We start from the raw sequence: 19052 nt of genomic DNA on the forward strand, positions 1-19052 counted from the left end.
CCGGGGCCACCGATGACCTTCGTCCTTTTCGTCAATGCGCTGATCCTCTGCGCCGCCGGCGGCCTGATGCTGGTCGAGGGGCTGCTCTTTCCGCTCACGCGAGGGCCCTTCCTTGAGGCGGGAATGCTGGCGCTCTGCGCGGGCCTGCTGACGGGGCTCTGCGCCTCGCCGCGGCTGGAGGCGATGCGGCCTCTGCACACCTTTTTGCTGACGGCGAGCGTCTGGCTGACGGCGGGGCTGGCCGGGGCGCTGCCGCTCTGGCTTTGGGGGATGAGCTTCACCGACGCCGTCTTCGAGGCGATCTCGGGGATCACCACGACGGGATCGACGGTGATGACCGGCCTCGACGATACGCCGCAGGGCATCCTGTTCTGGCGGGCGCAGCTGCAGTGGTTCGGCGGCGTCGGCTTCATCGTCACCGGCATGGCGCTGCTTCCGGTGATGCGCGTGGGCGGCATGCAGCTCTTTCGCACCGAAAGCTCCGAGCGCGGCGAGAACGAGCTGACCACCGCCACCCGCTTTGCCAGCGCGACGCTCTGGGTTTACTGCTCGCTCACCGCCGTCTGCGCCATGGTCTATGCGCTGGGCGGGATGACCGCCTTTGAGGCGGTGGTCCATGCGATGACCACGCTGTCGACGGGGGGCTTCTCGACCTCCGATTCGTCCTTCGGGCAATTCGCCAGCCCCTGGCTCCAATGGTCCGGCACACTCTTCATGCTGGCCGGCGGCTTGCCCTTTGCCTGGTACATCCACATCGCCCGCGGCGGCAGCCCCTGGAGCGAGCAGGTGACGGCGTTGCTGCGGACACTGGCCTTCGTGATCGGCGGGCTGACCCTCTGGCGCATGATCTCGGGCGAGGTCGGGCTGGAGCCGGCGCTGCGCGAGGTGGCCTTCAACGTCGTCTCGGTGGTGACGACGACGGGCTTTGCCACCACCGATTACCTGACCTGGGGCGCCTTCGCGGCCACCGCCTTCTTCGTGCTGACGGCGATGGGGGGCTGCACCGGATCGACCTCGGGCGGGGGCAAGATGATGCGCTGGATCCTGCTCTCGCGCTCCATCTCGGCGGAGATTGCGCGCATCCACCAGCCGCACAGGATCGACCGCATCCGCTACGAGGGGCGGGCGGTGGGGCAGGACCGCATCGACGGCGTGATCTCCTTCATGGGGTTCTTCTTCCTGACCTTCGCGCTGCTCTCGGTGGCGCTGACGCTGCTGGGCCTCGACATCGCGACGGCGACCAGCGGCGCGCTGACGGCGCTGGCGAATGTCGGCCCCGGCGTCGGGTCGATCATCGGCCCGGCGGGCACCTTCGCGCCGCTGCCGGACGGGGCGAAGTGGCTGCTGGCGGTGGGTATGTACGTCGGCCGGCTCGAGATGCTGACGGTCTTCGTGCTGCTGACGCCGGTCTTCTGGCGCGAGGCGACCTAGAGCAGGTTGAGGTCGCGCCCCAGCATCGCGGCATGGGTCCGGTTGCGGGCGCCCAGCTTGCGCGACAGCGTCTTGACGTGCAGCTTCACCGTCACCTCCTGCAGCCCGTGGTCGCGCGCGATCTCCTTGTTCGACTTGCCCTCGGAGAGGCCGCGCAGGACCTCGGCCTCGCGACGTGTCAGGACGATGCGGCCGGCGCCATCGCCGGTGCCACCCTCTTCGGCGGGCGTCATGAAGCCCCGCGGCACGAAGACCTCTCCGGCGATCATGAAATGCACCGCCGCCACGACGGAGCGCGAGGACAGCGACTTGGGCAGGAAGCCCGCCGCCCCGGCCGCGAGCACGGAGGCGGCGACCTCGCGCGTCGCCCCGCCCGAGATGACGGCCACGGGCGCGCCCTGCGCCGCCTGCATGGCATGCTTCAGCGGCTCGATGCCGGCCATGCCGGGCATGTGCCAGTCCAGAAGGGCCAGGTCGACGGGATCGCGGCCAGCCAGAACCTCCAGCGCGGAGGGCAGGCACCCGGCGCCGCTGACGGCGAAGCCGGCGGTCTGCGTCAGATAGGCGGCGAGGGTCTCTCGCACCAAGTCGTGGTCATCGGCGATCAGGATGCGCATGGCCGGTCCTTTCGGTCGGAGACCGGGACCTATCCCTTTGGCTCTTAAGGGCGTCTGAACGGCTAGGGCAGGGGGTGCTTAAACCTTGCTTGAGAAAGAGGCTCTAGGACCGGACCCGCGGACATTTCCGTTTCGCCGCCCAAGGAGGGGTCTCATGCTGCATTCGTTCAACTCGGCACGGCGGCTGGCGCTAGCCGCGATCCTCGCCTCCGTGCCCGTCGGGCCGCTCATGGCCGATCTGACTCAGCCCGAGGGGCCGGTGATCCTGACCGTCTCGGGCGCCATCGCGCAGACGAACGGAGACGGTGCGGCGACCTTCGATCTTGCGATGCTCGAGGCGATGGACCCCCAGAGCTTCGAGACCGGGACGATCTGGACCGAGGGCACCAGCACCTTCACCGGCGTACCCCTGCGCCGCATCCTCGAGGCGGTCGGCGCCGAGGGCGAGGTGCTGACCCTGCGGGCGCTGAACGACTACTCCGTCGAGATGCCCAGCGAGGCGGTCGATGACAACGCGCCGCTGATCGCCTACGCCCGCGACGGCGCGCCCCTGTCGCGGCGCGACCGGGGGCCGCTCTGGGTGATCTACCCCTACGATTCCGATGCCGCCTACCGCAACGACACGATCTACACCCGCTCGGTCTGGCAGCTCGATCGCATCGAGGTCGGGGGCTGAGCATGGCGGCCCCACGCCGGCCCCGGCTGCCACGGCTGCGTCCCGCCCTTACCGTGGCGGCCGCGGCGTTGGCCCTCGTCGTTCTCGGCGCGATGACGCTGGACCTGCTGCGCAAGCGGAACCTCGAATCGCTGGTCCGCTCCGACAACGTGCAGTGGAACCTCAGTCAATTGGAGGTCGAGTTCCTGCGTCTGGAGAACGCGGTCATCGTCGCGCGCAACGCCGATGCCGAGCCTGGCCGCGCCCCCGACGAGGCGGACTTCGAGGCGATCCGTCGCTGGTTCGATGTCCTCTACAGCCGGGCCGCCTCGCTGGGGCAGGCGCCGATCTTCGACGGTGTAGCCGCCGAAGAGCATGCCACGGCGCTGGGCCTCTTGCGCGACACCCTCGATACCTGGGTTCCGCTGATCGACGGCAGCGACGCGGCGCTGCGGCGGGTGCTGCCCGGTCTGGCGACACGGATCGCGGACAGCCGGGACGAGATGCGTACCCTTTCGATACAGGGGCTGACCGCCTCGACCGTCATGGCCGAAAGCTACCGGCGCGAGGTGGACGCCACGCTGCTCCGGGTCGGCCTCGGGGGGGTCGCGCTGCTCGCCCTTCTGCTGCTGCTTCTGGTTTCGACCCTGCGCAGCGGCCGTCGTGCCCAGATCAATGCGGATGCGGCGGGCGAGGCCTCGTCCCGCTACGAGGCGCTGCTGTCGTCTTCCATGGACGCGATCATCGCGACCGATTCCCATGGCAGGATCATCGAGTTCAACGCCACCGCGAGCCGCCTTTACGGCTGGCCCCGCGACGAGGCCGTGGGCCAGACGATCCAGGGTCTTCTGTCGCCGCCCGAACGCCGGGGTCTCGTGGCGAAAGCCTATGCAGAGCTGCGGAACGGCGAACGCCCGCCCTCGGAAGAGCCCGTGCAGATGCTGGGTCTGCGCCGGGACGGCACGACATTCCCGGGCGAATGCCGGCTGCGAATCGCGCGCCAGGGTTGCGACATGCTTTTCGTCATGGCCGTGCGCGACGTCTCCGCCGAGGTCGCCGCGAAGGAGGCGATGGCCCATGCCCGCGACGAGGCGCTGGCCGCCGCCAAGGCCAAGAGCGACCTTCTCGCCGTCATGAGCCACGAGATGCGCACCCCGCTGAACGGCCTTCTGGGCACGATGGAGCTGATGCGCGACGAGGAGATGACCGACCGCCAGCGCGACCGTCTGCGGATCATCGAGACCTCGGGCCGGCTGCTGCTGAGCCATGTGAACGACGTGCTCGACATCTCGCGCCTCGATTCGGGCAAGGTCGACCTCACCGAGGAGGCCTTCGACCTTGAGGCGCTGCTGACCGAGGTGGCGGAGGGGCAGCGCAGCCTCGCGCAGGCCCGGGACACCGAGATCACCGTCGCGCTCGACCCGGCGCTGCCGCAGTACTTCACGGGCGATCCGATCCGCCTGCGGCAGATCGTCCTGAACCTCGTCGGCAATGCCGCGAAGTTCACCGAAGGCGGCACCGTGATGATCGAGGCCGAGCGCGGCCTGCCCGGCGAGGTGGAGCTGCGGGTGATCGACACCGGTTGCGGCATGTCGAAGCAGAACCTGATGCGGATCTTCGAGGATTTCGTCACGCTCGACAGCTCCTACACCCGGACCTCGGGCGGCACCGGGCTGGGCCTCGGGATTGTGCGGCGGCTGGTGCGGGCCATGGGCGGCAAGATCGGCGCCGAGAGCGAGGAGGGCGCGGGCAGCGTCTTCACCCTGCACCTGCCCCTGCGCTCGGCCGAGCAGCCGATCGGCAGCGTCGCGGCCAGCGAGCCCGATCCGCAGGTGCCCGCGCGCCGGATCCTCGTGGTCGAGGACAACGAGATCAACCGCATCGTCGTCTCCGAGATGCTGCGCAAGGAGGGGCACGAGGTCACCCTGGCCTGCGACGGGGCCGAGGGCGTGGCAACGGCCCAGGGCGGGGGCTTCGACCTGATCCTGATGGATATCTCCATGCCGCGGATGGACGGCGTGACGGCCACGCGGACGATCCGCGGCACCGAGGGGCCCTGCCGCTTCGTGCCCATCGCGGCGCTGACCGCCCATGCCATGCCCGAAGAGATCGCCCGCTTTCACGAGGCCGGGATGCAGCACGTGCTGACCAAGCCGCTCTCGCGCGCCGCGCTGCGCGACCTGATCCTCAGCGCCGGGACACCGCCCAAGGCCGAGGACGGGGAGGCCGCGGTCGAGACCTGCCGTTCGGAGGTTGTGGACCAGGCGGTGCGCGACGCCTTCTACGCCGACCTCGGCGAGGACCGGGCTGGCGAGTTGCTCGAGACCTATATCGAGGACAGCGGGCGCAGCCTCTCCCGGCTGGTCGAGCAGAGCGAATCGCTGCCCGCGCGGCAGCTGCAGGCAGAGCTGCACCGCCTTGCCGGCGCCGCCGGTCTGTTCGGCGCGGTCCGCCTGACCGAGGCGCTGCGCCGCCTCGAGACGCTGGGCAAGACTGGGCAGGAACCGGCGATGCGCGCCGGTGTCGCCCGGTTGCCCGAAATCTGGGAGGCGACCGTCACCCAGCTGGTCTCGCGCGGCTCCGCGGCGGCCTGAGAGGGGCAGGGGGCAACGGCGGGGCTTGACCCGCCGCGCCCAGGGCGCAGAGTTTCCGGATCGGCGGCGCCCCTCGCGCCGCCCGCGAAAGCCGGAGGCCGCGCATGGACGACAGAGCGACGAACGACCCTTCCGCGGTGATCGAGGCTGACCGCGCCCATGTCTGGCACCACCTGTTGCAGCACAAGCCCTACGAGACCGTCGATCCCCGGATCATGGTCGAGGGGCGCGGCATGCGGGTCTGGGACATCACCGGCAAGGAGCATCTCGACGCCGTCTCGGGCGGCGTCTGGACGGTGAACGTCGGCTTCGGCCGGACCGAGATCGCCGATGCGGTGCGCGACCAGCTGGTGACGATGAACTACTGGGCCGGGGCGCAGGGCACCGTGCCCGCCGCCCGCTTTGCCGAGCGCCTGATCGAGAAGATGCCCGGCCTCAGCCGGGTCTACTTCGGCAGCTCCGGATCCGAGGCCAACGAGAAGGCCTTCAAGATGGTGCGCCAGATCAGCGCCAAGCATCATGGCGGGCGCAAGTCCAAGATCCTCTACCGCGACCGCGACTACCACGGCACCACGATCGCCTGCCTCTCGGCCGGCGGCCAGAAGGAGCGCAACGCGCAATACGGCCCCTTCGTGCCCGAGTTCGTCGCCGTGCCGCATTGCCTTGAGTATCGCGCGCAGGAGGGGCTCGCCGGTGAGGACTACGGGGTGCGCGCCGCCGAGGAGATCGAGAAGGTCATCCTGCGCGAGGGGCCCGAGACCGTCGGCGCCCTCTGCCTTGAGCCGATCACCGCGGGCGGCGGCATCATCGTCCCGCCCCGGGGCTACTGGGAGAAGGTGCAGGAGATCTGCCGCAAGTACGAGATCCTGCTGCATATCGACGAGGTCGTCTGCGGGATGGGCCGCACCGGCCGCTGGTTCGGCTACGAGCAGTTCGGCGTGCAGCCCGATATCGTGACGCTGGCGAAGGGCGTCGCCTCGGGCTACGCCGCGATCTCGGCCTGCGTGACGACCGAGGCGGTCTTCGAGATGTTCAAGGACGACACCGATCCGCTCGGCTACTTCCGCGACATCTCGACCTTCGGCGGCTGCACAGGCGGGCCGGCGGCGGCGCTGGCGAACATGGACATCATCGAGCGCGAGGATCTTTGCGGCAATTCCGCCCGCACCGGCGCCTATTTCGGTGAGCAGCTGCATGCGCTGGCCGACCGCCAGCCGCTGATCGGCGATGTGCGCGGGATCGGCTTGTTCCAGGGGATCGAGCTGGTCGCAGACCGCCGCACGAAAGAGCCGCTGGACGAGCGGCAGGTGATGGCGGCGGTGGCCGATTGCCTGAAACAGGGCGTGATCGTTGGCGCGACCAACCGCTCCGTTCCCGGCTACAACAACACGATTCTCTTCGCCCCGGCCCTGATCGCCGGGCAGGGCGAGATCGACGAGATCGTCGGTGCGGTCGAAGGGGCCCTGTCGCGGCTGCCGGGCTAGGCTGACGGGGCCGCAAGGGGCCTTGTCCCCGCGCGGCGCCGTGCCCAGGGCAGCGGGCCCAGCCCGATGGTCCAGGACAGCGCCGGTACGCGCGACAGCGCCAGGGCCAGAGCATAGCTTCCCGCGACGGCGAAGCCGATATTGGTAAGCACGTAGAGGCTCGGCGTCATGATGCGCCCCTCGGCAATCAGCCGGAACAGGTCCAACAGCATCGGGTGCACCAGGAAGATGCCGAAACTGTAGGGCGCCAGCCGACCGATCCAGCCCGGCCAGCGCAGAGGCGCCAGCATCACCAGCCCGAACAGGGCCACTGGCATCAGCAGGTGGGCCGAATCGGCGTTCGGGTAATTCCGCGACCATGTCCCGGACTGGATGACCGCCATGGCTTGCCCGAACTTGATCCAGAGGCAGGCCAGCGCGAGCAGCCCCAGCGAGGTCAGCACCGCGCGCTGCAGCCGCGCACTGCGGGCCCGATCCCAGCTGCCGCCCTCTCCACCGGCGCCGACCCGCAGGAAGATCCCGTAGAAGGCGGCGCCGACGAGGCCGTAGCCGGTATAGGTGGCGATGCGGATTGCCCGCAGCAGGTACTGTGTGGCGACCGGATCCTCGATCCCGCCCCACACGGCCATGTTCAATTGGCGCTTGAGGATCAGCAGCGGGATCAGCACCAGCCCCAGCGCCGGCCGCGCCACCGCCATACGGTAGAGCGGAAAGGCGAGGACCAGCGCGAAGAGCGTCGGCAGGAAGTGCATGTGCTGCTTCACATCGCCCAGGAGCAGGTAGCCGATCCAGATCTCGGCCTGGCTTGTCAGCGCACGCAGCAGGTAGTGGCCCCAGCCGAGGTGATAGCCGAGCGCGAGGTTCACGCAGACGTAGACCGCGACCCAGAAGACGAAGGGCACCAGCAGCCGCTGCGCCTGCTCGGCGATGACCGCGCCGTAGCCGCGCGGCCGCCGGTGCAGCGACATCGCGAGGAGGAACAGGGAGATCACGAGGAACAGCTCGGTCCGGGCCATGTAGAACAGCGTCTGCAGCAGCACGGGCAGCGCGCGTCCGGCGGGCGTGGCATCGGAGAAGGGGCTTCCGTCGGGCGCCGCCGATGCATGCATGCAGATGATCGAGACCCCGGCCAGCACGCGCAGCGCGTCGAGCCAGAGGAGGCGGGCGGAGGGGGATGCGGGTGCCGTCGACATGCACCCCTCGTAAGCGTCAATGTTTAAAGATGGCTTGCGCCGGAACGGCGCCCAAGCGGCGTCGGTGTCGCCGCTTGCCGCTGCCGGTCAGTGCGACAGGGCGCCCGCGTCTTCGGCTGTTTGGCCATCGGTCGTGGCGGGCGCGCGCTGCGCGACGTAGCTGTCGATCAGCCGGGTGATCGCCTCGCGCGCGGTGCGGTTCATCTCGGACGAGAAGCCGAGAGAGCCGACCATCGTCCAATGCCCGTAAAGCAGCGAGACGAAGAGATGGGCGATCTCGGTGCAGGCGGGCTGGTCCAGCTGCGGCCGGCTGACCTGCAGCTCCATCGCCACGACCTCCTGCAGCAGCTGGAACTGGTCGTGCAGCGCCGTCCGGATCTTGTCGGACCCGGTCGCGAGGCTCAGCAGCGCGTCGTAGACGGGTTCGTCGGCCGGCTTCTCGAGGCCGTCGAGCACGCCGAAGAAGAAGTCGAGGAACAGGTCCAGCCGCTGCGCGCGCCGCGTCTCGAGGATGCCCTGCGACAGAAGCTCGCGGTAGCGCGCGGCGAGCCGGTCGCAGACCGAGACCATCATCGCCTCGGGACTGGGGAAGTAGTGCCGGATCAACTGGCGGGACATCTCCGCCTCGCCCGCGATCAGGTCGTAGGACAGGCTGGGCAGCCCGTTCTTCGCGATGGCTCTCAGGGCGCCTTCGATGATCTCGGGGCGGCGCACTTCCGCGATCGGCTTCGTCATCCGCAATACATGCTCCGGTCCTGCATTCTGAGGCGGTGTTAACCTTTCCGCCACCCGGTGCAACATCACTTCTGTAGACGTGGTAAATCCGGTGCCATTCGGTACAGAGAGCGACCGAATCGGGTCAGGCGTGACCCGCGCTGGCCGAAAGATTCAGCGGATCGACGCCCAGCGTCTTGAGCGCGGCGGCCCATTTATGCTCGCTCGCGCGGCCGAAGACGATGCCATGGGGCGCCTCGGCGATCAGCCAGCCGTTCTGCGCGATCTCCGCCTCGAGCTGGCCCGCGCCCCAGCCGGCATAGCCCAGTGCCAGCAGAGAGGACTGCGGCCCGCGCCCCTCGGCAATCGCCTCGAGCACATCGAGCGTCGCGGTCATCGAGGTGCCGGTGTCGATCTGCAGCGTCCCCTGCTCCGATTCGTAGTCCGCGCTGTGCAGGACGAAACCGCGCGTCTCCTCGACCGGCCCGCCGAGGTGCACGCGGATATCGCGCAGCTCGGGGCCCTTCTCGATATCCAGCTGCTCGAGCAGGTCGGCGAAGCGGATCTCGGGCGCCGGCTTGTTGACGATCAGCCCCATCGCGCCGTCGTCGGAATGGGCGCAGACGTAGATCACCGCCTGGCCGAAGCGCGGATCGCCCATGTCGGGCATCGCGATGAGAAGCTTTCCGCTCAGGTCGGTGATATCGGTCATGTCGATGAAATGTGGTGCATTCCCGCCGCGATCAAGGGGCGGCGCAGGGCCGTCTCTCCGCGAAGTGACTTAACATCGGCAGCGCGTTGGAGGATGTCCCTTGCCATGCTCAATCGCTTCATCACCGCCTGCTGCGCCACGATCTGCCTAGCCTGTCCTGCCGCTGCAGAGCGCGCGATGCCGCTGTCGCTGGCGGTGCTGCCGGGCTGGCAGGCCGAGGACGGGACCCGCATGGCCGCGCTGCGCCTGACGCTCGATCCGGGCTGGCACACCTACTGGCGCGTGCCCGGCGACGTCGGCATCCCGCCGCTGCTGGACTGGCAGGGCAGCGAGAACCTCGCCTCGGTGCAGGCGGCCTGGCCGGTGCCCGAGGTCCTGCGCGAGAACGGCATGATTTCTCTCGTCTATACCGATCAGGTGGTGATCCCGCTGGCCCTCACGCCAGAGCGGCCGGACCAGCCGATCCGCCTGCGGGGCGAGGTCGATCTGGGCGTCTGCGAGACGATCTGCATGCCGGTGGTGCTGGACATCTCCATCGACGTTGCGGCGGGCGAGGGGCGGCGCGATCCGGCGATCCTCGCGGCGATGCTGGACCGGCCGCAGACCGGCGCCGAGGCGGGGGCGCGCGGCGCCACCTGCCACCTGTCCCCGGAGGGCAGTGATTACGCGCTGAGCGCCGAGGTGACCCTGCCGGCGCTGGCCGAGGAAGAGGTCGTTGTGGTCGAGGCGGCGGATCCCGCGCTCCATGCCCTGCCGGTCCCCGGCCGGCGCAGCGGTGAGCGTCTGACCGCGGTGACGGCGCTCACGGCCACTCAGCCGGGCGTGGCGGTCGACCGCTCGGCCCTGACGATCACCGTGCTGGGCGGCGGGCGCGCGGTGCAGATCGACGGCTGCACCGCCGGCTAGGCCCGCCGCGCCGCCAGTCCCGCCGCCAGCCGGATCGCCAGCAGAATAAGGGCCAGTGCCCCGAGGTAGAGCCCCAGCGCCGCGCCGAAGCCCTGCGGCAGGGCCGCCAGCGCCCAGGGCGCTGCGGGCCAGAGCGCGGGCACGATCAGCAGCACGAAAAGCGCCAGCGCCGCTGCGGCGGCAAGACCCATCGGCAGGCGCAGCACCGGCGCCCGCAGGCCCCGCCGCGCCGCCCGCACCCGCGCGGCCCAATCCGCCTGCACCGCCAGCAGCGCCGGCACCACGCAAAGCACCAGCACGAAGCCGAAGCCCAGGCCGTAGACCAGCGTGATCACCGTCGGCTTGAGGAATTCCGCTTGGCTCGAGGTTTCGTACATCAGCGGCGCAAGGCCGATCACCGTGGTCAGCGTGGTCAGGAAGACCGGGCGCAGCCGGTCCGTCGCGGCGTCGATGATGGCGGGCCCCAGCCCGCGCGCCTCGGAATACTCGTCCACCGTCGTCACCAGCACGATGGAATCGTTGATGATGATGCCGGCCATGCCGATCATCCCGACGATCGAGAACATCGAGATCGGGATCCCCCATAGCGCATGGCCCCAGATCGCCCCGATCAGGCCGAAGGGGATCACGCTCATCACCACGACGGGGCGGGTCCAGCTGCCGAAGATCCAGCACAGCGCAAGGTAGATGCCGCCCAGGCAGAACAGCAGGCCGGTGCGGGCGTCGGACAGGAACTCCTCCTCCTGCTCGCTCAGGCCCGACAGGCGCGTGGTGACGCCGTAGTCCGCCTCGATTTGCGGCAGGACGCGCGCCTCGATCTGGGCCATGATCTCGCTCGCGCGGTCGGCGTCCTCGTCGTCGAGCCCGCCGTTGACCGAGATCTGCGCCACGCCGTTCTCGCGCCGCACGCTGGAAAAGCCGCTGCGCTGCTGGACGGTCACGATATCGGCCAGTGGCAGGGTCGCGCCGCCTTCGGTCCGCAGCAGCGTCCGGTCCAGGAAATCGGCCGTCAGCTCGTCCTCGGGCAGCTCGACGCGGATGCTGGCGGTGCGGGTGCCGACGGGGTAGGTCGCGGCCTCGATCCCGCCAAGGCGCTGGCGCAGCTCCTGTCCCAGAGCCTCGATGGTGAAGCCCAGCGCGCGTCCCTGCGGCGTCAGCGTCAGGATCATCTCCTCCATGTCGTAGGCGAGAGAATCCTCGAGCCCCGAGACCTCGGGGTAGGCAGCGAGCGCGGTCTTCAGCGCCTCGGCGGCGTCCTTCAGGGTCTGCGCCTCTGCGCCGGCCAGCTGGATGTCGATGGCATCGCCGCCGGGCCCCGCGCCCCAGCTTCGGAAGCTGAGGACCTCGGTCATCGGCAGGGTCTGCACCTCCTGCTGGAGGCGGGTCACGAAGGCGCTCGCCGTCATCGGGCGCTGGTCGCTGTCGGTCAGCTCGACCTCGATCGCGCCCAGCTGCCAGTCCTCCTTGCTGTCGACGCCCGACAGGCCGCGCCCGGCGGTGCCGCCGGTCTGCGCGGTGACATAGGCGACGGGGTTCACCCCGGTCTCCGCCTCGTAGGCCTCGCCAAGGTCGAGTGCGGCCTGCTGCAGCGCGATCATCTGCGCGCGGGTGTCGTCCCGCTCCGCGCTGTCGAGCATGGCGAAATTGCCGGTCAGCACCCGCTGCTCGGGCGAGGAGAAGAAGCGCCACTGCACGTCCCCGCTGATGTAGAGCGCGACCTGCGAGGCAAGGCCCAGCACCGCCAGCGCCAGCACCGGGTAGCGCAGCGCCACGACGGCGGTGATGAAGGGCCGGAACAGCCTGTCCCGCACCCAGGAAAAGCCGCGGTCCACCTGCCGCGAGGGCCAGTCGTACCAGGGCTTTCCCGTCTGCCCGACCGAATGGCGCAGGTGGTTGGGCAGGATCACGAAGCATTCCACGAGCGAGGCGATCAGCACGATGATGACGGTGACCGGGATCGCCTGCATCAGGTCGCCGAAGCGCCCGCCGACCGTGACCAGCCCGAAGAAGGCGATGACCGTCGTCAGGGTCGAGCAGAAGACCGGCAGGAACATCCGCCGCGCCGCCGTCTCGGCGGCGGTGGCGGGCGCCTCGCCCAGCTGGCGGGCGCGGAAATCGGCATGTTCGCCCACCACGATGGCATCGTCGACGACGATCCCCAGCGTCAGGATCAGCGCGAAGAGCGACATGATGTTCAGCGTCATGCCGAAGGCATACATCAGCGCGATGCCGCCCAGCATGGCCGCGGGGATCCCCAGCGCCACCCAGATCGCCGTGCGCGCGCTGAGAAACAGGAACAGCAGCAGCACCACGAGGCCGAGGCCCATCGCCCCATTGTCCAGCAGCAGGCGCAGGCGGCCCGTGATCTCCTCGGCGCGGCTGTCGACCAGATCGACCGAGACGCCCTGCGGCACGCCGGCGCGGACCTGCCGCGCGACCTCCTCGACGCTGGATTGCAGCGCGATGGTATCGCCTGTGGCCGAGCGGCTGACATGGATGCGCACCGCCGGATCCGCCCCGACGAACAGCGCGGCGTCGCGGGTCGGGCCCTGCTCTTCGACGCGGGCGACATCGCCGACGGTCAGCTGCGTGCCGTCCGCCTCCTGGCGCAGCACGATGGCGGCGATCTCGTCGGCGCCGCGGCGGGCGGTGCCGGTGCGGATGCGGGCGTCGCCCGCTTCGCCCGCCGGGCTGGCAGAGACTTCCTGCGCGATGGCCTGCGCGACATCGGAAAGGCCGATGTCGTAGCGGATCAGCGACAGCGAGGGCACGGTGACCAGCGTCTCGGGCGCGGTGACGCCGCTGACCTCGGCCTGGGTGACACCCTGCGCGAAAAGCTGCTGCACCATGCCATCGGCGATCCGGGCAAGCTGATCGACCCCGATCGGGCCGGTCACAACGACGTCCGTCACCGTGTCCGACCAGCCGCCGCGCCGCACCACCGGATCGTCGACGCCGTCGGGCAGGCCCGAAACCTCGTCGACGGCGGCCTGCACGTCGCGCTCGGCGCGGTCCATGTCGTAGTTCGGCTCGAACTCCAGCCGCAGGCGGGCGCTGCCTTCCGAGGCGCGGGCGTCGGTCTCGGTCACCCCGGTGACGGCCTGAAACGCGGGCTGCAGAAGCTGCACGATGCCGGCATCGACATCCTCGGCCCCCGCGCCGTCCCAGGAGACGCGCACGTCGATGGAATCGATCACCACGTCGGGAAAGAACTGCGCCCGCATCCGCGGCAGGGCGAAAAGGCCCGCCACCACCATCAGGCACAGCACGAGGTTCGCGGCGGTGCCGTGGCGGGTGAAATAGGACAGCAGGCCGCCCGCGGGCTGGCCGTCAGGCCGGGCCATCAGCCGCCCATCCTTGTCTCGATCCGTGTCACCGTCTCTGCCGGGACCATGGGCGCGCGCAGCTGCGCCAGCAGCCTTTCGCGGGTATCCTCGGGGAGGCCATCGTTCTCTTCGATATAGGCCAGCAGCCTGTCCCGCCGGTCGGGGGACAGCGCGATCATCTCGGGCGCTGCCTCGGCGCTTTGCGTCTCGGCCTCCTCGGACCTCTGCGCCGGCTCGGCGCGCAGCCCGGCGCCCAGCAGCGGCGTGCGCAGGGCGACGACCTCCTGCCCGGCGAGGTCGGGCGCCCGCACCAGCACGTCGTCGCCCTGCCGCCGCACCAGCTGCGCCTCGGCCAGCGCCAGCCGCCCGTCCCGCAGCACCAGCACCGTCCCGTCCGAGGCGAGCGCTGTGGCCGGCAGCCGCGCCAGCCCGTCCAGCGGCGGCTCCTGAATCGCGACGGTGACGAAATCGCCGGGCCGCAGGAAAGGGGCCGCATCCAGCGCGGCATAGATCAGCCGCCCCGTCTGCCCCTCGGCCACCGCGGCGCTTTCGCGGGTGATGCGGCCCGTGGCGGTCAGGTCGAGGTCCTGCGCGGGCAGGGTGGCCGTGACCTCGGCGGCAATGAGGTCGCCGCCCTCGCCCAGAAGCTGCGCATATTGAGAGGTCGAGATGCGGAAGGAGACCTCCAGCTGCGCGGGATCGAGCAGCGTGGCCAGCGCCTCGTTCTGGCTGACCCGCACCCCCTGCGCCACGGCGACATCCGAGAGAACGCCGCCGAAGGCCGCGGTCAGGCGCGTGTCCTCCAGCGCCCGCTCCGCCTCGGTCACGGCAAGCTCGCTACGGGTCAGGGCAGTAGCGGCCTGATCGACCCGCGCCTCGGCCTGGTTCACCGCCTCGCGCGCGGTCAGCACGGCCTGCTCGGCGCTGGCGGCGGCCAGCTCTGCCGTTTCGAGGTCGGCGGCGGTCGAAAAGCCGCCATCGTCCAGGGTCCGCTGCCGCTCCAGCGCGCGGGTCCGCAACTCGGCCTGGCTGCGGGCGGCGGCCAGCTCGTCCTCAGACAGGGTGACGGAGCGGCGGGCATCGCGCTGCTCGGCCTGGGCATCCGACAGATCGGCCTGCGCGCGCGTCAACTCGGCCTGGGCCGTGGCGGGGTCGATAATCAGCAGCCTCTGGCCCGCGCTCACGGCGCCGCCTTCGACGAAAGCCTCGTCGATCTCGGTCACGATGCCCGAGGCGGGGGCGCGCAGGTCCAGTGTCCGGCCCGCCTGCACCTGCCCGTAGACCGTCAGGATCGGGGCGATGGTCTCGGGGGTGACTGTGACCGTGCTGACTGTCGTCACGGGTTCGCGCTGCTCGAATTGGCGCGGCTGCTGCGACAGGCGCGATTGCGCCGCGCCCCAGAGGATCGCCCCGGCCCAGGCCAGAAGCGCCAGGGTCAGGGCCATCAGGAAAAGGCCGGTCAGGGATCGGCTTAGAAATTTCATCGTTTGCGGGTCCGGGTTTGCCTGGCAGAAGCCTGCGGGGGGCAGGCGTTCTTGTCCATGCCAAAGCCCTTCAACGTTGCATGAGCGGGCGTCCGTCGCGGGTCGCCGCCTTTATTTCCGGCGCTCGGTCTCGGTCAGGCGCGGCAGGATCTCGACGAAGTTGCAGGGGCGGTGGCGGTAGTCGAGCTGCGCTTTCAGGATCTCGTCCCAGGCGTCGCGGCAGGCGCCGGGGCTGCCGGGCAGCGCGAAAAGGTACGTGCCCTGCGCCACGCCGCCGGTGGCGCGGCTCTGCACCGCGCTGGTGCCGATCTTGCCCATCGAAACCATGGTGAAGACCGTGCCGAAGGCGTCGATCTCCTTTTCGTAGACGTCGCGATGCGCCTCGACGGTGACGTCGCGCCCGGTCAGCCCGGTCCCCCCGGTCGAGAGCACCACGTCGATCCCCGCATCCGCGATCCAGTCCCGAAGCTGGCCGGCGATGGCGGTGCGGTCGTCGGGCAGGATCGCGCGGGCGGCCAGCAGGTGGCCCGCCGCCTCAAGCCGCCCGACCAGCGTGTCGCCGGAGCGGTCGTCGGCGGCGCTGCGGGTGTCGCTGACCGTCAAGACGGCGATGCGAACGGGGATGAAGGCGCGGTCGGTCATGGCTGTCTCCAGAAGGGCTGCGGGGCCAGGCAGGGCGCGTCAGGGGGCAAGCCGGGCCTTCAGGGCTAGAAGGTCGGCCCAGGCGTCGCGCTTGCCGGATGGGTTGTCCAGAAGCCGCGCGGGCGGCAGCATCGGCAGGGCGGGGCGGCCCAGCGCCTCGGCCCAGGTGCCGCGCAGACGCAGGGCACTGCCGCCCAGCAGCGCATGGCAGGCCGCGCCCATCGGCACGATCACCGCCGGATCGACCAGCGCCACCTGCCGCTCGAGGAAGGGGCGCAGCATCGCCAGATCGCCCGGCTCGGGCGGGCGGTCGCCGGGCGGGCGCCAGGGCAGGATCGCGGCGGCATAGGCAGCCTGGGCGGCGTCCTCGGCATCGAAGGAGAGGCCGATGGCCGCCAGCATCCGGTCCATCAGCCCGGCGGCGGGGCCGGCGAAGACGGCGCCGGTGCGTTCCTCTTCGGCGCCGGGCGGATCGGCGATCAGCATGACCCGCGCCGCGGGGCTGCCCTGCCCGAAGATCGTCGCCCGCGCCCCGCGCCTGAGCGGGCAGAGGGTGAAGCCATCCAGCGCCGCCTCGAGCGCGGCCAGATCGCCGGCCCCCTGCGCCGCGGCCCGCGCGGCCTCCACCGGGTCCGGCCCGTCCCGCGGCGGGGCAGGCTGGGCCTGCTGCGGCGCGCTGCGCGCGGCCTCGCCCGCGGGCATGTCGGGGGCGGCGGGCGCCGAGCGCGGGGCGGCGGGACGCGGCGGGGCAGCGTCGGTCAGCGTGGTGCGGTCAAGCGGCGCGTCGAGCATCGCCTCGTCCACGCCCATCTCGATCTGCCAGTCGAGCAGCGCGCGCGCCGTCCAGTAATCGAGCTGCTGTGTCATGCCGCCCAGCCTACCGCCTTCGCGCGCAAAGGGGCAGGGGGTGCGGCACCGGCGCGCGCCTGACGCGGCGCGCGGCAGGCATCAGGCCTTCTTCTGATGCTTGTCGATCCAGTCGCGCAGCTCCTCGGTTTCGGACCGCGCCTCGCGCAGGCCCTCCATCGCGGTGCGCAGCTCGGCCTCGAGCTGCTGGTTGCGGGCATTGAGCTTCGCTTCCTGCTCTTCCATCTGGATCAGCGCCTCGTCGCGCGTCTCCTCGGCATCGTGCAGGGCCTGCGCCATGCGATCCAGCTCGCCGATCTCGGCCCGGGTGACGCGGGTGAAGCGGTAGACCAGCCAGTTCGCGAACCAGCCAAGGGCAAAGGCCACGAACAGGATGACTGCCGTCACCACGATGAATTCCGTCCTGTTCACGCCGCGCGTCCCTTCATGTCTCGTCCTGTTCCTGTGCCGTTCATTCGCCCGAGACGTCGAGGTCGTCGGGGCGCGCGCGGGGCAGGCCCGGCGCCTCGGCCGCGTCCTGCGCGGTGTCTGCTTCGCCCTCGGCGGTCTCGCTGTCTTCCGCCTCTGCCTCGGCGTCCCCGGGCGCGGCGTCCTCTGCTTCGCTCTCGGCCTCCGCCGCCTCGGCTGAGGCGCCGATCAGGTTGAACTCGATCCGGCGGTTGGCTTCGCGGCCCTCTTCGGTGGCGTTGTCGGCGATGGGATCGGCCTCGCCGTAGCCGACCGCCTCGAAGGCGGCGACGGGCACGCGGGCCTGCCGCAGCGTGTCCAGCACCGCATCGGCCCGGCGCTGGCTCAGGCGCTGGTTGCCGCCCTCGGAGCCCTGCGAATCGGTATAGCCCGCGACCTCGAGTTCGATATTGGGGCAGCGCTGCAGGATCTCGGCGATCTGGTCGACGACGGGGCGCGTGCCCGCGGTGATCGAGGCGCTGCCCGGATCGAAGGTGATCTTCTGCGCCTGGCTGACGAAGCGAATCTGCTGCACGCATTCCTGCGGGCTGGGCAGCCCGGCGATGGGATCGAGCGCCTCGACATAGGTGACGTCCAGCGCCAGCTCCGCCGCGGGGCCGAGGCGGTCGGCCACCATCACCGCGATCTCGTCGCTGGCGTCGGCATTGCCGGTCTGGCCGCGCAGGTCGATGCCCTCGGGCGTGACGGTCAGCGTCCCGTTCGACAGTTCGGCCAGCGCGCTCAGCCCGGTCAGCACCCGCAGGGACCAGTCGCCGGGCAGGTCCTGCGCCAGCCGCGTGCCGTCGCTGATCTCGGCGCCGAACTCGGCCCGCGCCAGCTGCGCGGCGGTCTGCTTGGCCTGGGCATCGGGCATCCGCCCGCGCAGGCGCAGCGGCCCCTCCTCGGGGAGGGTGGCGGTGAACTGGGGCGGCCCCTCGGGCTGCGGCTCGGGCGTCTCGGGCAGCTCCGCCTCGAGCGCGAAGAGGTCGGGCAGATCGCCGGTCAGGTCGCCCACGACCTCGTCGAAGAGGGCCGGCGCCGTACCCATCGGCGCGACGAGCGAGACGTCGGCATCGGAGAAGGTCAGCGTGCCGCCGCCCAGCGCCTGCACCGCGGCGATGCCGCGGGCCACCGCCTCGCCCCAGCGGGTCGAGGGCACGCCAAGGCCCAGCCGGCAGGTGGCCGGGCCGGGCACGCCGGCCTCGATCGCGGCCTCGACGATGCGCGCGCGCGCCTCTTCGGTATCGGCGGAGCAGGCGTCGAAATGGGCGGTGCCGTCCTCTTCCATGACGAAGCGCAGGGTGAAGGGGGTGATGACGGGGCGCGGCGCGCTGACAGAAAGATCGAGCTCGACCTCCTCCGGCGCCTCGGCCTCGAGCGTGGTGATCAGCTCGCGCTGTTCCTCGGGGCTGTCGGCGATGGTCTCGATCGCCACGTGCCCCGCCCCGACCGAGATCTTGGCCCGCGGCAGCGTCTCGAGCGTCTCGATGGCGAAGCGCAGCGCGGCGTTCCAATCCTCGGGCAGCGGGTAGTCGGCCTCGTCCAGCAGGTCGGTCACCGTCGCGCCGCCCGCGATGCGGCCGATGGCGCGGGTCATCGCCTCGCGGTCGGTGCTGGCGGGCACGAGGCCGATCAGCGAGACGCCGGAATCGTTGCGCAGGATCTCGACGGCGAAGTCCGGCACCTCGATCGGCTCGGCGGCGGCGACGCTCATCGCGTCGATCACCCGGCTCGCCTCGACCACGCCGCCGGCGGCGGAGATGGCGCGGAAGCGGTCCGCCTCGCTCGGGGCCTCGCCCTCGATCACCACCTGCAGCCCGTCGGCCTGCACCCGCGTCCAGTCGAATTCCGCCAGCGCCTCGCGCACCGAGCGGGTCGAGGCGCCCTCGACCACCGCGACGGCGACGCGGGCCGAGACGGCGCAGAGCGCTGCGGCGAGGACGAAGGCGAAAAGCGGGATCAGGCGACGCATCGGCTGGG

At 70.7% G+C, this 19052-nt stretch carries 15 protein-coding genes; 5 read left to right on the forward strand and 10 right to left on the reverse strand.

Annotated features, from left to right (window positions below; genetic code table 11):
* Nucleotides 1–12 precede the first annotated feature (12 nt).
* Entirely contained in the window at nucleotides 13–1431 is a 1419-nt protein-coding gene (locus DFP88_RS07320; protein WP_110813790.1) for a TrkH family potassium uptake protein, read from the forward strand.
* Here DFP88_RS07320 and DFP88_RS07325 read toward each other — a convergent pair.
* Nucleotides 1428–2048, reverse strand: coding sequence for a response regulator transcription factor (locus DFP88_RS07325; protein ID WP_110813791.1), 621 nt, complete (start codon nucleotides 2046–2048; stop codon nucleotides 1428–1430). The two genes, DFP88_RS07320 and DFP88_RS07325, sit on opposite strands and share 4 nt — an antisense overlap.
* 154 nt (nucleotides 2049–2202) lie before the next feature.
* On the opposite strand from DFP88_RS07325, the gene DFP88_RS07330 reads away from it, so the two are divergent.
* From DFP88_RS07330 to DFP88_RS07340, 3 genes are all read left to right on the forward strand, one after another.
* Nucleotides 2203–2724, forward strand: a complete 522-nt coding sequence (locus tag DFP88_RS07330) for a putative pterin-binding protein (protein WP_110813792.1) — start codon at nucleotides 2203–2205, stop codon at nucleotides 2722–2724.
* 2 nt (nucleotides 2725–2726) lie between these two features.
* Nucleotides 2727–5297 carry a hybrid sensor histidine kinase/response regulator gene (locus tag DFP88_RS07335; protein WP_110813793.1) on the forward strand — a complete coding sequence of 857 codons (2571 nt, stop codon included), beginning with the start codon at nucleotides 2727–2729 and terminating at the stop codon, nucleotides 5295–5297.
* Between the two features lie 104 nt (nucleotides 5298–5401).
* Nucleotides 5402–6781 (forward strand): aminotransferase family protein, encoded by a 1380-nt coding sequence (locus DFP88_RS07340; RefSeq protein ID WP_110813794.1) that lies wholly within the window; start codon nucleotides 5402–5404, stop codon nucleotides 6779–6781.
* Here the strand turns inward: DFP88_RS07340 and DFP88_RS07345 are convergent.
* The 3 genes from DFP88_RS07345 to DFP88_RS07355 all read right to left on the reverse strand — a co-directional run bounded on the left by DFP88_RS07345 (nucleotide 6778) and on the right by DFP88_RS07355 (nucleotide 9400).
* Nucleotides 6778–7974 carry an acyltransferase gene (locus DFP88_RS07345; RefSeq protein ID WP_110813795.1) on the reverse strand — a complete coding sequence of 399 codons (1197 nt, stop codon included), beginning with the start codon at nucleotides 7972–7974 and terminating at the stop codon, nucleotides 6778–6780. The two genes, DFP88_RS07340 and DFP88_RS07345, sit on opposite strands and share 4 nt — an antisense overlap.
* 87 nt (nucleotides 7975–8061) lie before the next feature.
* Nucleotides 8062–8709 carry a TetR/AcrR family transcriptional regulator gene (locus DFP88_RS07350; RefSeq protein ID WP_181418586.1) on the reverse strand — a complete coding sequence of 216 codons (648 nt, stop codon included), beginning with the start codon at nucleotides 8707–8709 and terminating at the stop codon, nucleotides 8062–8064.
* Nucleotides 8710–8833: 124 nt separating this feature from the next.
* Nucleotides 8834–9400: a YqgE/AlgH family protein gene (locus DFP88_RS07355; RefSeq protein WP_110813797.1), complete on the reverse strand. Its 567-nt coding sequence runs from the start codon at nucleotides 9398–9400 to the stop codon at nucleotides 8834–8836.
* Nucleotides 9401–9505: 105 nt separating this feature from the next.
* Between DFP88_RS07355 and DFP88_RS07360 the strand changes: the two genes are divergently transcribed.
* A complete protein-coding gene (locus DFP88_RS07360; RefSeq protein ID WP_181418587.1) occupies nucleotides 9506–10306 on the forward strand; it encodes a protein-disulfide reductase DsbD domain-containing protein in 801 nt (266 codons plus the stop codon).
* Here DFP88_RS07360 and DFP88_RS07365 read toward each other — a convergent pair.
* The 6 genes from DFP88_RS07365 to DFP88_RS07390 all read right to left on the reverse strand — a co-directional run bounded on the left by DFP88_RS07365 (nucleotide 10303) and on the right by DFP88_RS07390 (nucleotide 19044).
* On the reverse strand, nucleotides 10303–13650 hold the full coding sequence (locus DFP88_RS07365) for an efflux RND transporter permease subunit (RefSeq protein ID WP_110813799.1): 3348 nt from the start codon (nucleotides 13648–13650) through the stop codon (nucleotides 10303–10305). The genes DFP88_RS07360 and DFP88_RS07365 overlap by 4 nt on opposite strands.
* Nucleotides 13650–15116 (reverse strand): efflux RND transporter periplasmic adaptor subunit, encoded by a 1467-nt coding sequence (locus tag DFP88_RS07370; RefSeq protein WP_110813800.1) that lies wholly within the window; start codon nucleotides 15114–15116, stop codon nucleotides 13650–13652. The genes DFP88_RS07365 and DFP88_RS07370 overlap by 1 nt, the downstream gene beginning before the upstream one ends.
* A 111-nt stretch (nucleotides 15117–15227) precedes the next feature.
* Complete coding sequence (moaB, locus tag DFP88_RS07375) at nucleotides 15228–15758, reverse strand: molybdenum cofactor biosynthesis protein B (RefSeq protein ID WP_110813801.1); 531 nt, start codon at nucleotides 15756–15758, stop codon at nucleotides 15228–15230.
* Between the two features lie 39 nt (nucleotides 15759–15797).
* Nucleotides 15798–16625 carry a uracil-DNA glycosylase gene (locus tag DFP88_RS07380; RefSeq protein ID WP_110813802.1) on the reverse strand — a complete coding sequence of 276 codons (828 nt, stop codon included), beginning with the start codon at nucleotides 16623–16625 and terminating at the stop codon, nucleotides 15798–15800.
* Between the two features lie 81 nt (nucleotides 16626–16706).
* Nucleotides 16707–17036 (reverse strand): hypothetical protein, encoded by a 330-nt coding sequence (locus DFP88_RS07385; RefSeq protein WP_110813803.1) that lies wholly within the window; start codon nucleotides 17034–17036, stop codon nucleotides 16707–16709.
* A 40-nt stretch (nucleotides 17037–17076) separates the two neighbouring features.
* Nucleotides 17077–19044 (reverse strand): OmpA family protein, encoded by a 1968-nt coding sequence (locus DFP88_RS07390; RefSeq protein ID WP_110813804.1) that lies wholly within the window; start codon nucleotides 19042–19044, stop codon nucleotides 17077–17079.
* Nucleotides 19045–19052: the final 8 nt, after the last annotated feature.

Source organism: Pseudoroseicyclus aestuarii (assembly GCF_003217255.1).
GTDB lineage: Bacteria > Pseudomonadota > Alphaproteobacteria > Rhodobacterales > Rhodobacteraceae > Pseudoroseicyclus > Pseudoroseicyclus aestuarii.

Excerpts from the sequence above, each read along its gene's own strand:
- DFP88_RS07320 (WP_110813790.1), top strand. The coding sequence starts at position 13 with ATGACCTTCGTCCTTTTCGTCAATGCGCTGATCCTCTGCGCCGCCGGC.
- DFP88_RS07325 (WP_110813791.1), bottom strand. The coding sequence starts at position 2,048 with ATGCGCATCCTGATCGCCGATGACCACGACTTGGTGCGAGAGACCCTC.
- DFP88_RS07330 (WP_110813792.1), top strand. The coding sequence starts at position 2,203 with ATGCTGCATTCGTTCAACTCGGCACGGCGGCTGGCGCTAGCCGCGATC.
- DFP88_RS07335 (WP_110813793.1), top strand. The coding sequence starts at position 2,727 with ATGGCGGCCCCACGCCGGCCCCGGCTGCCACGGCTGCGTCCCGCCCTT.
- DFP88_RS07340 (WP_110813794.1), top strand. The coding sequence starts at position 5,402 with ATGGACGACAGAGCGACGAACGACCCTTCCGCGGTGATCGAGGCTGAC.
- DFP88_RS07345 (WP_110813795.1), bottom strand. The coding sequence starts at position 7,974 with ATGTCGACGGCACCCGCATCCCCCTCCGCCCGCCTCCTCTGGCTCGAC.
- DFP88_RS07350 (WP_181418586.1), bottom strand. The coding sequence starts at position 8,709 with ATGACGAAGCCGATCGCGGAAGTGCGCCGCCCCGAGATCATCGAAGGC.
- DFP88_RS07355 (WP_110813797.1), bottom strand. The coding sequence starts at position 9,400 with ATGACCGATATCACCGACCTGAGCGGAAAGCTTCTCATCGCGATGCCC.
- DFP88_RS07360 (WP_181418587.1), top strand. The coding sequence starts at position 9,506 with ATGCTCAATCGCTTCATCACCGCCTGCTGCGCCACGATCTGCCTAGCC.
- DFP88_RS07365 (WP_110813799.1), bottom strand. The coding sequence starts at position 13,650 with ATGGCCCGGCCTGACGGCCAGCCCGCGGGCGGCCTGCTGTCCTATTTC.
- DFP88_RS07370 (WP_110813800.1), bottom strand. The coding sequence starts at position 15,116 with ATGAAATTTCTAAGCCGATCCCTGACCGGCCTTTTCCTGATGGCCCTG.
- moaB (WP_110813801.1), bottom strand. The coding sequence starts at position 15,758 with ATGACCGACCGCGCCTTCATCCCCGTTCGCATCGCCGTCTTGACGGTC.
- DFP88_RS07380 (WP_110813802.1), bottom strand. The coding sequence starts at position 16,625 with ATGACACAGCAGCTCGATTACTGGACGGCGCGCGCGCTGCTCGACTGG.
- DFP88_RS07390 (WP_110813804.1), bottom strand. The coding sequence starts at position 19,044 with ATGCGTCGCCTGATCCCGCTTTTCGCCTTCGTCCTCGCCGCAGCGCTC.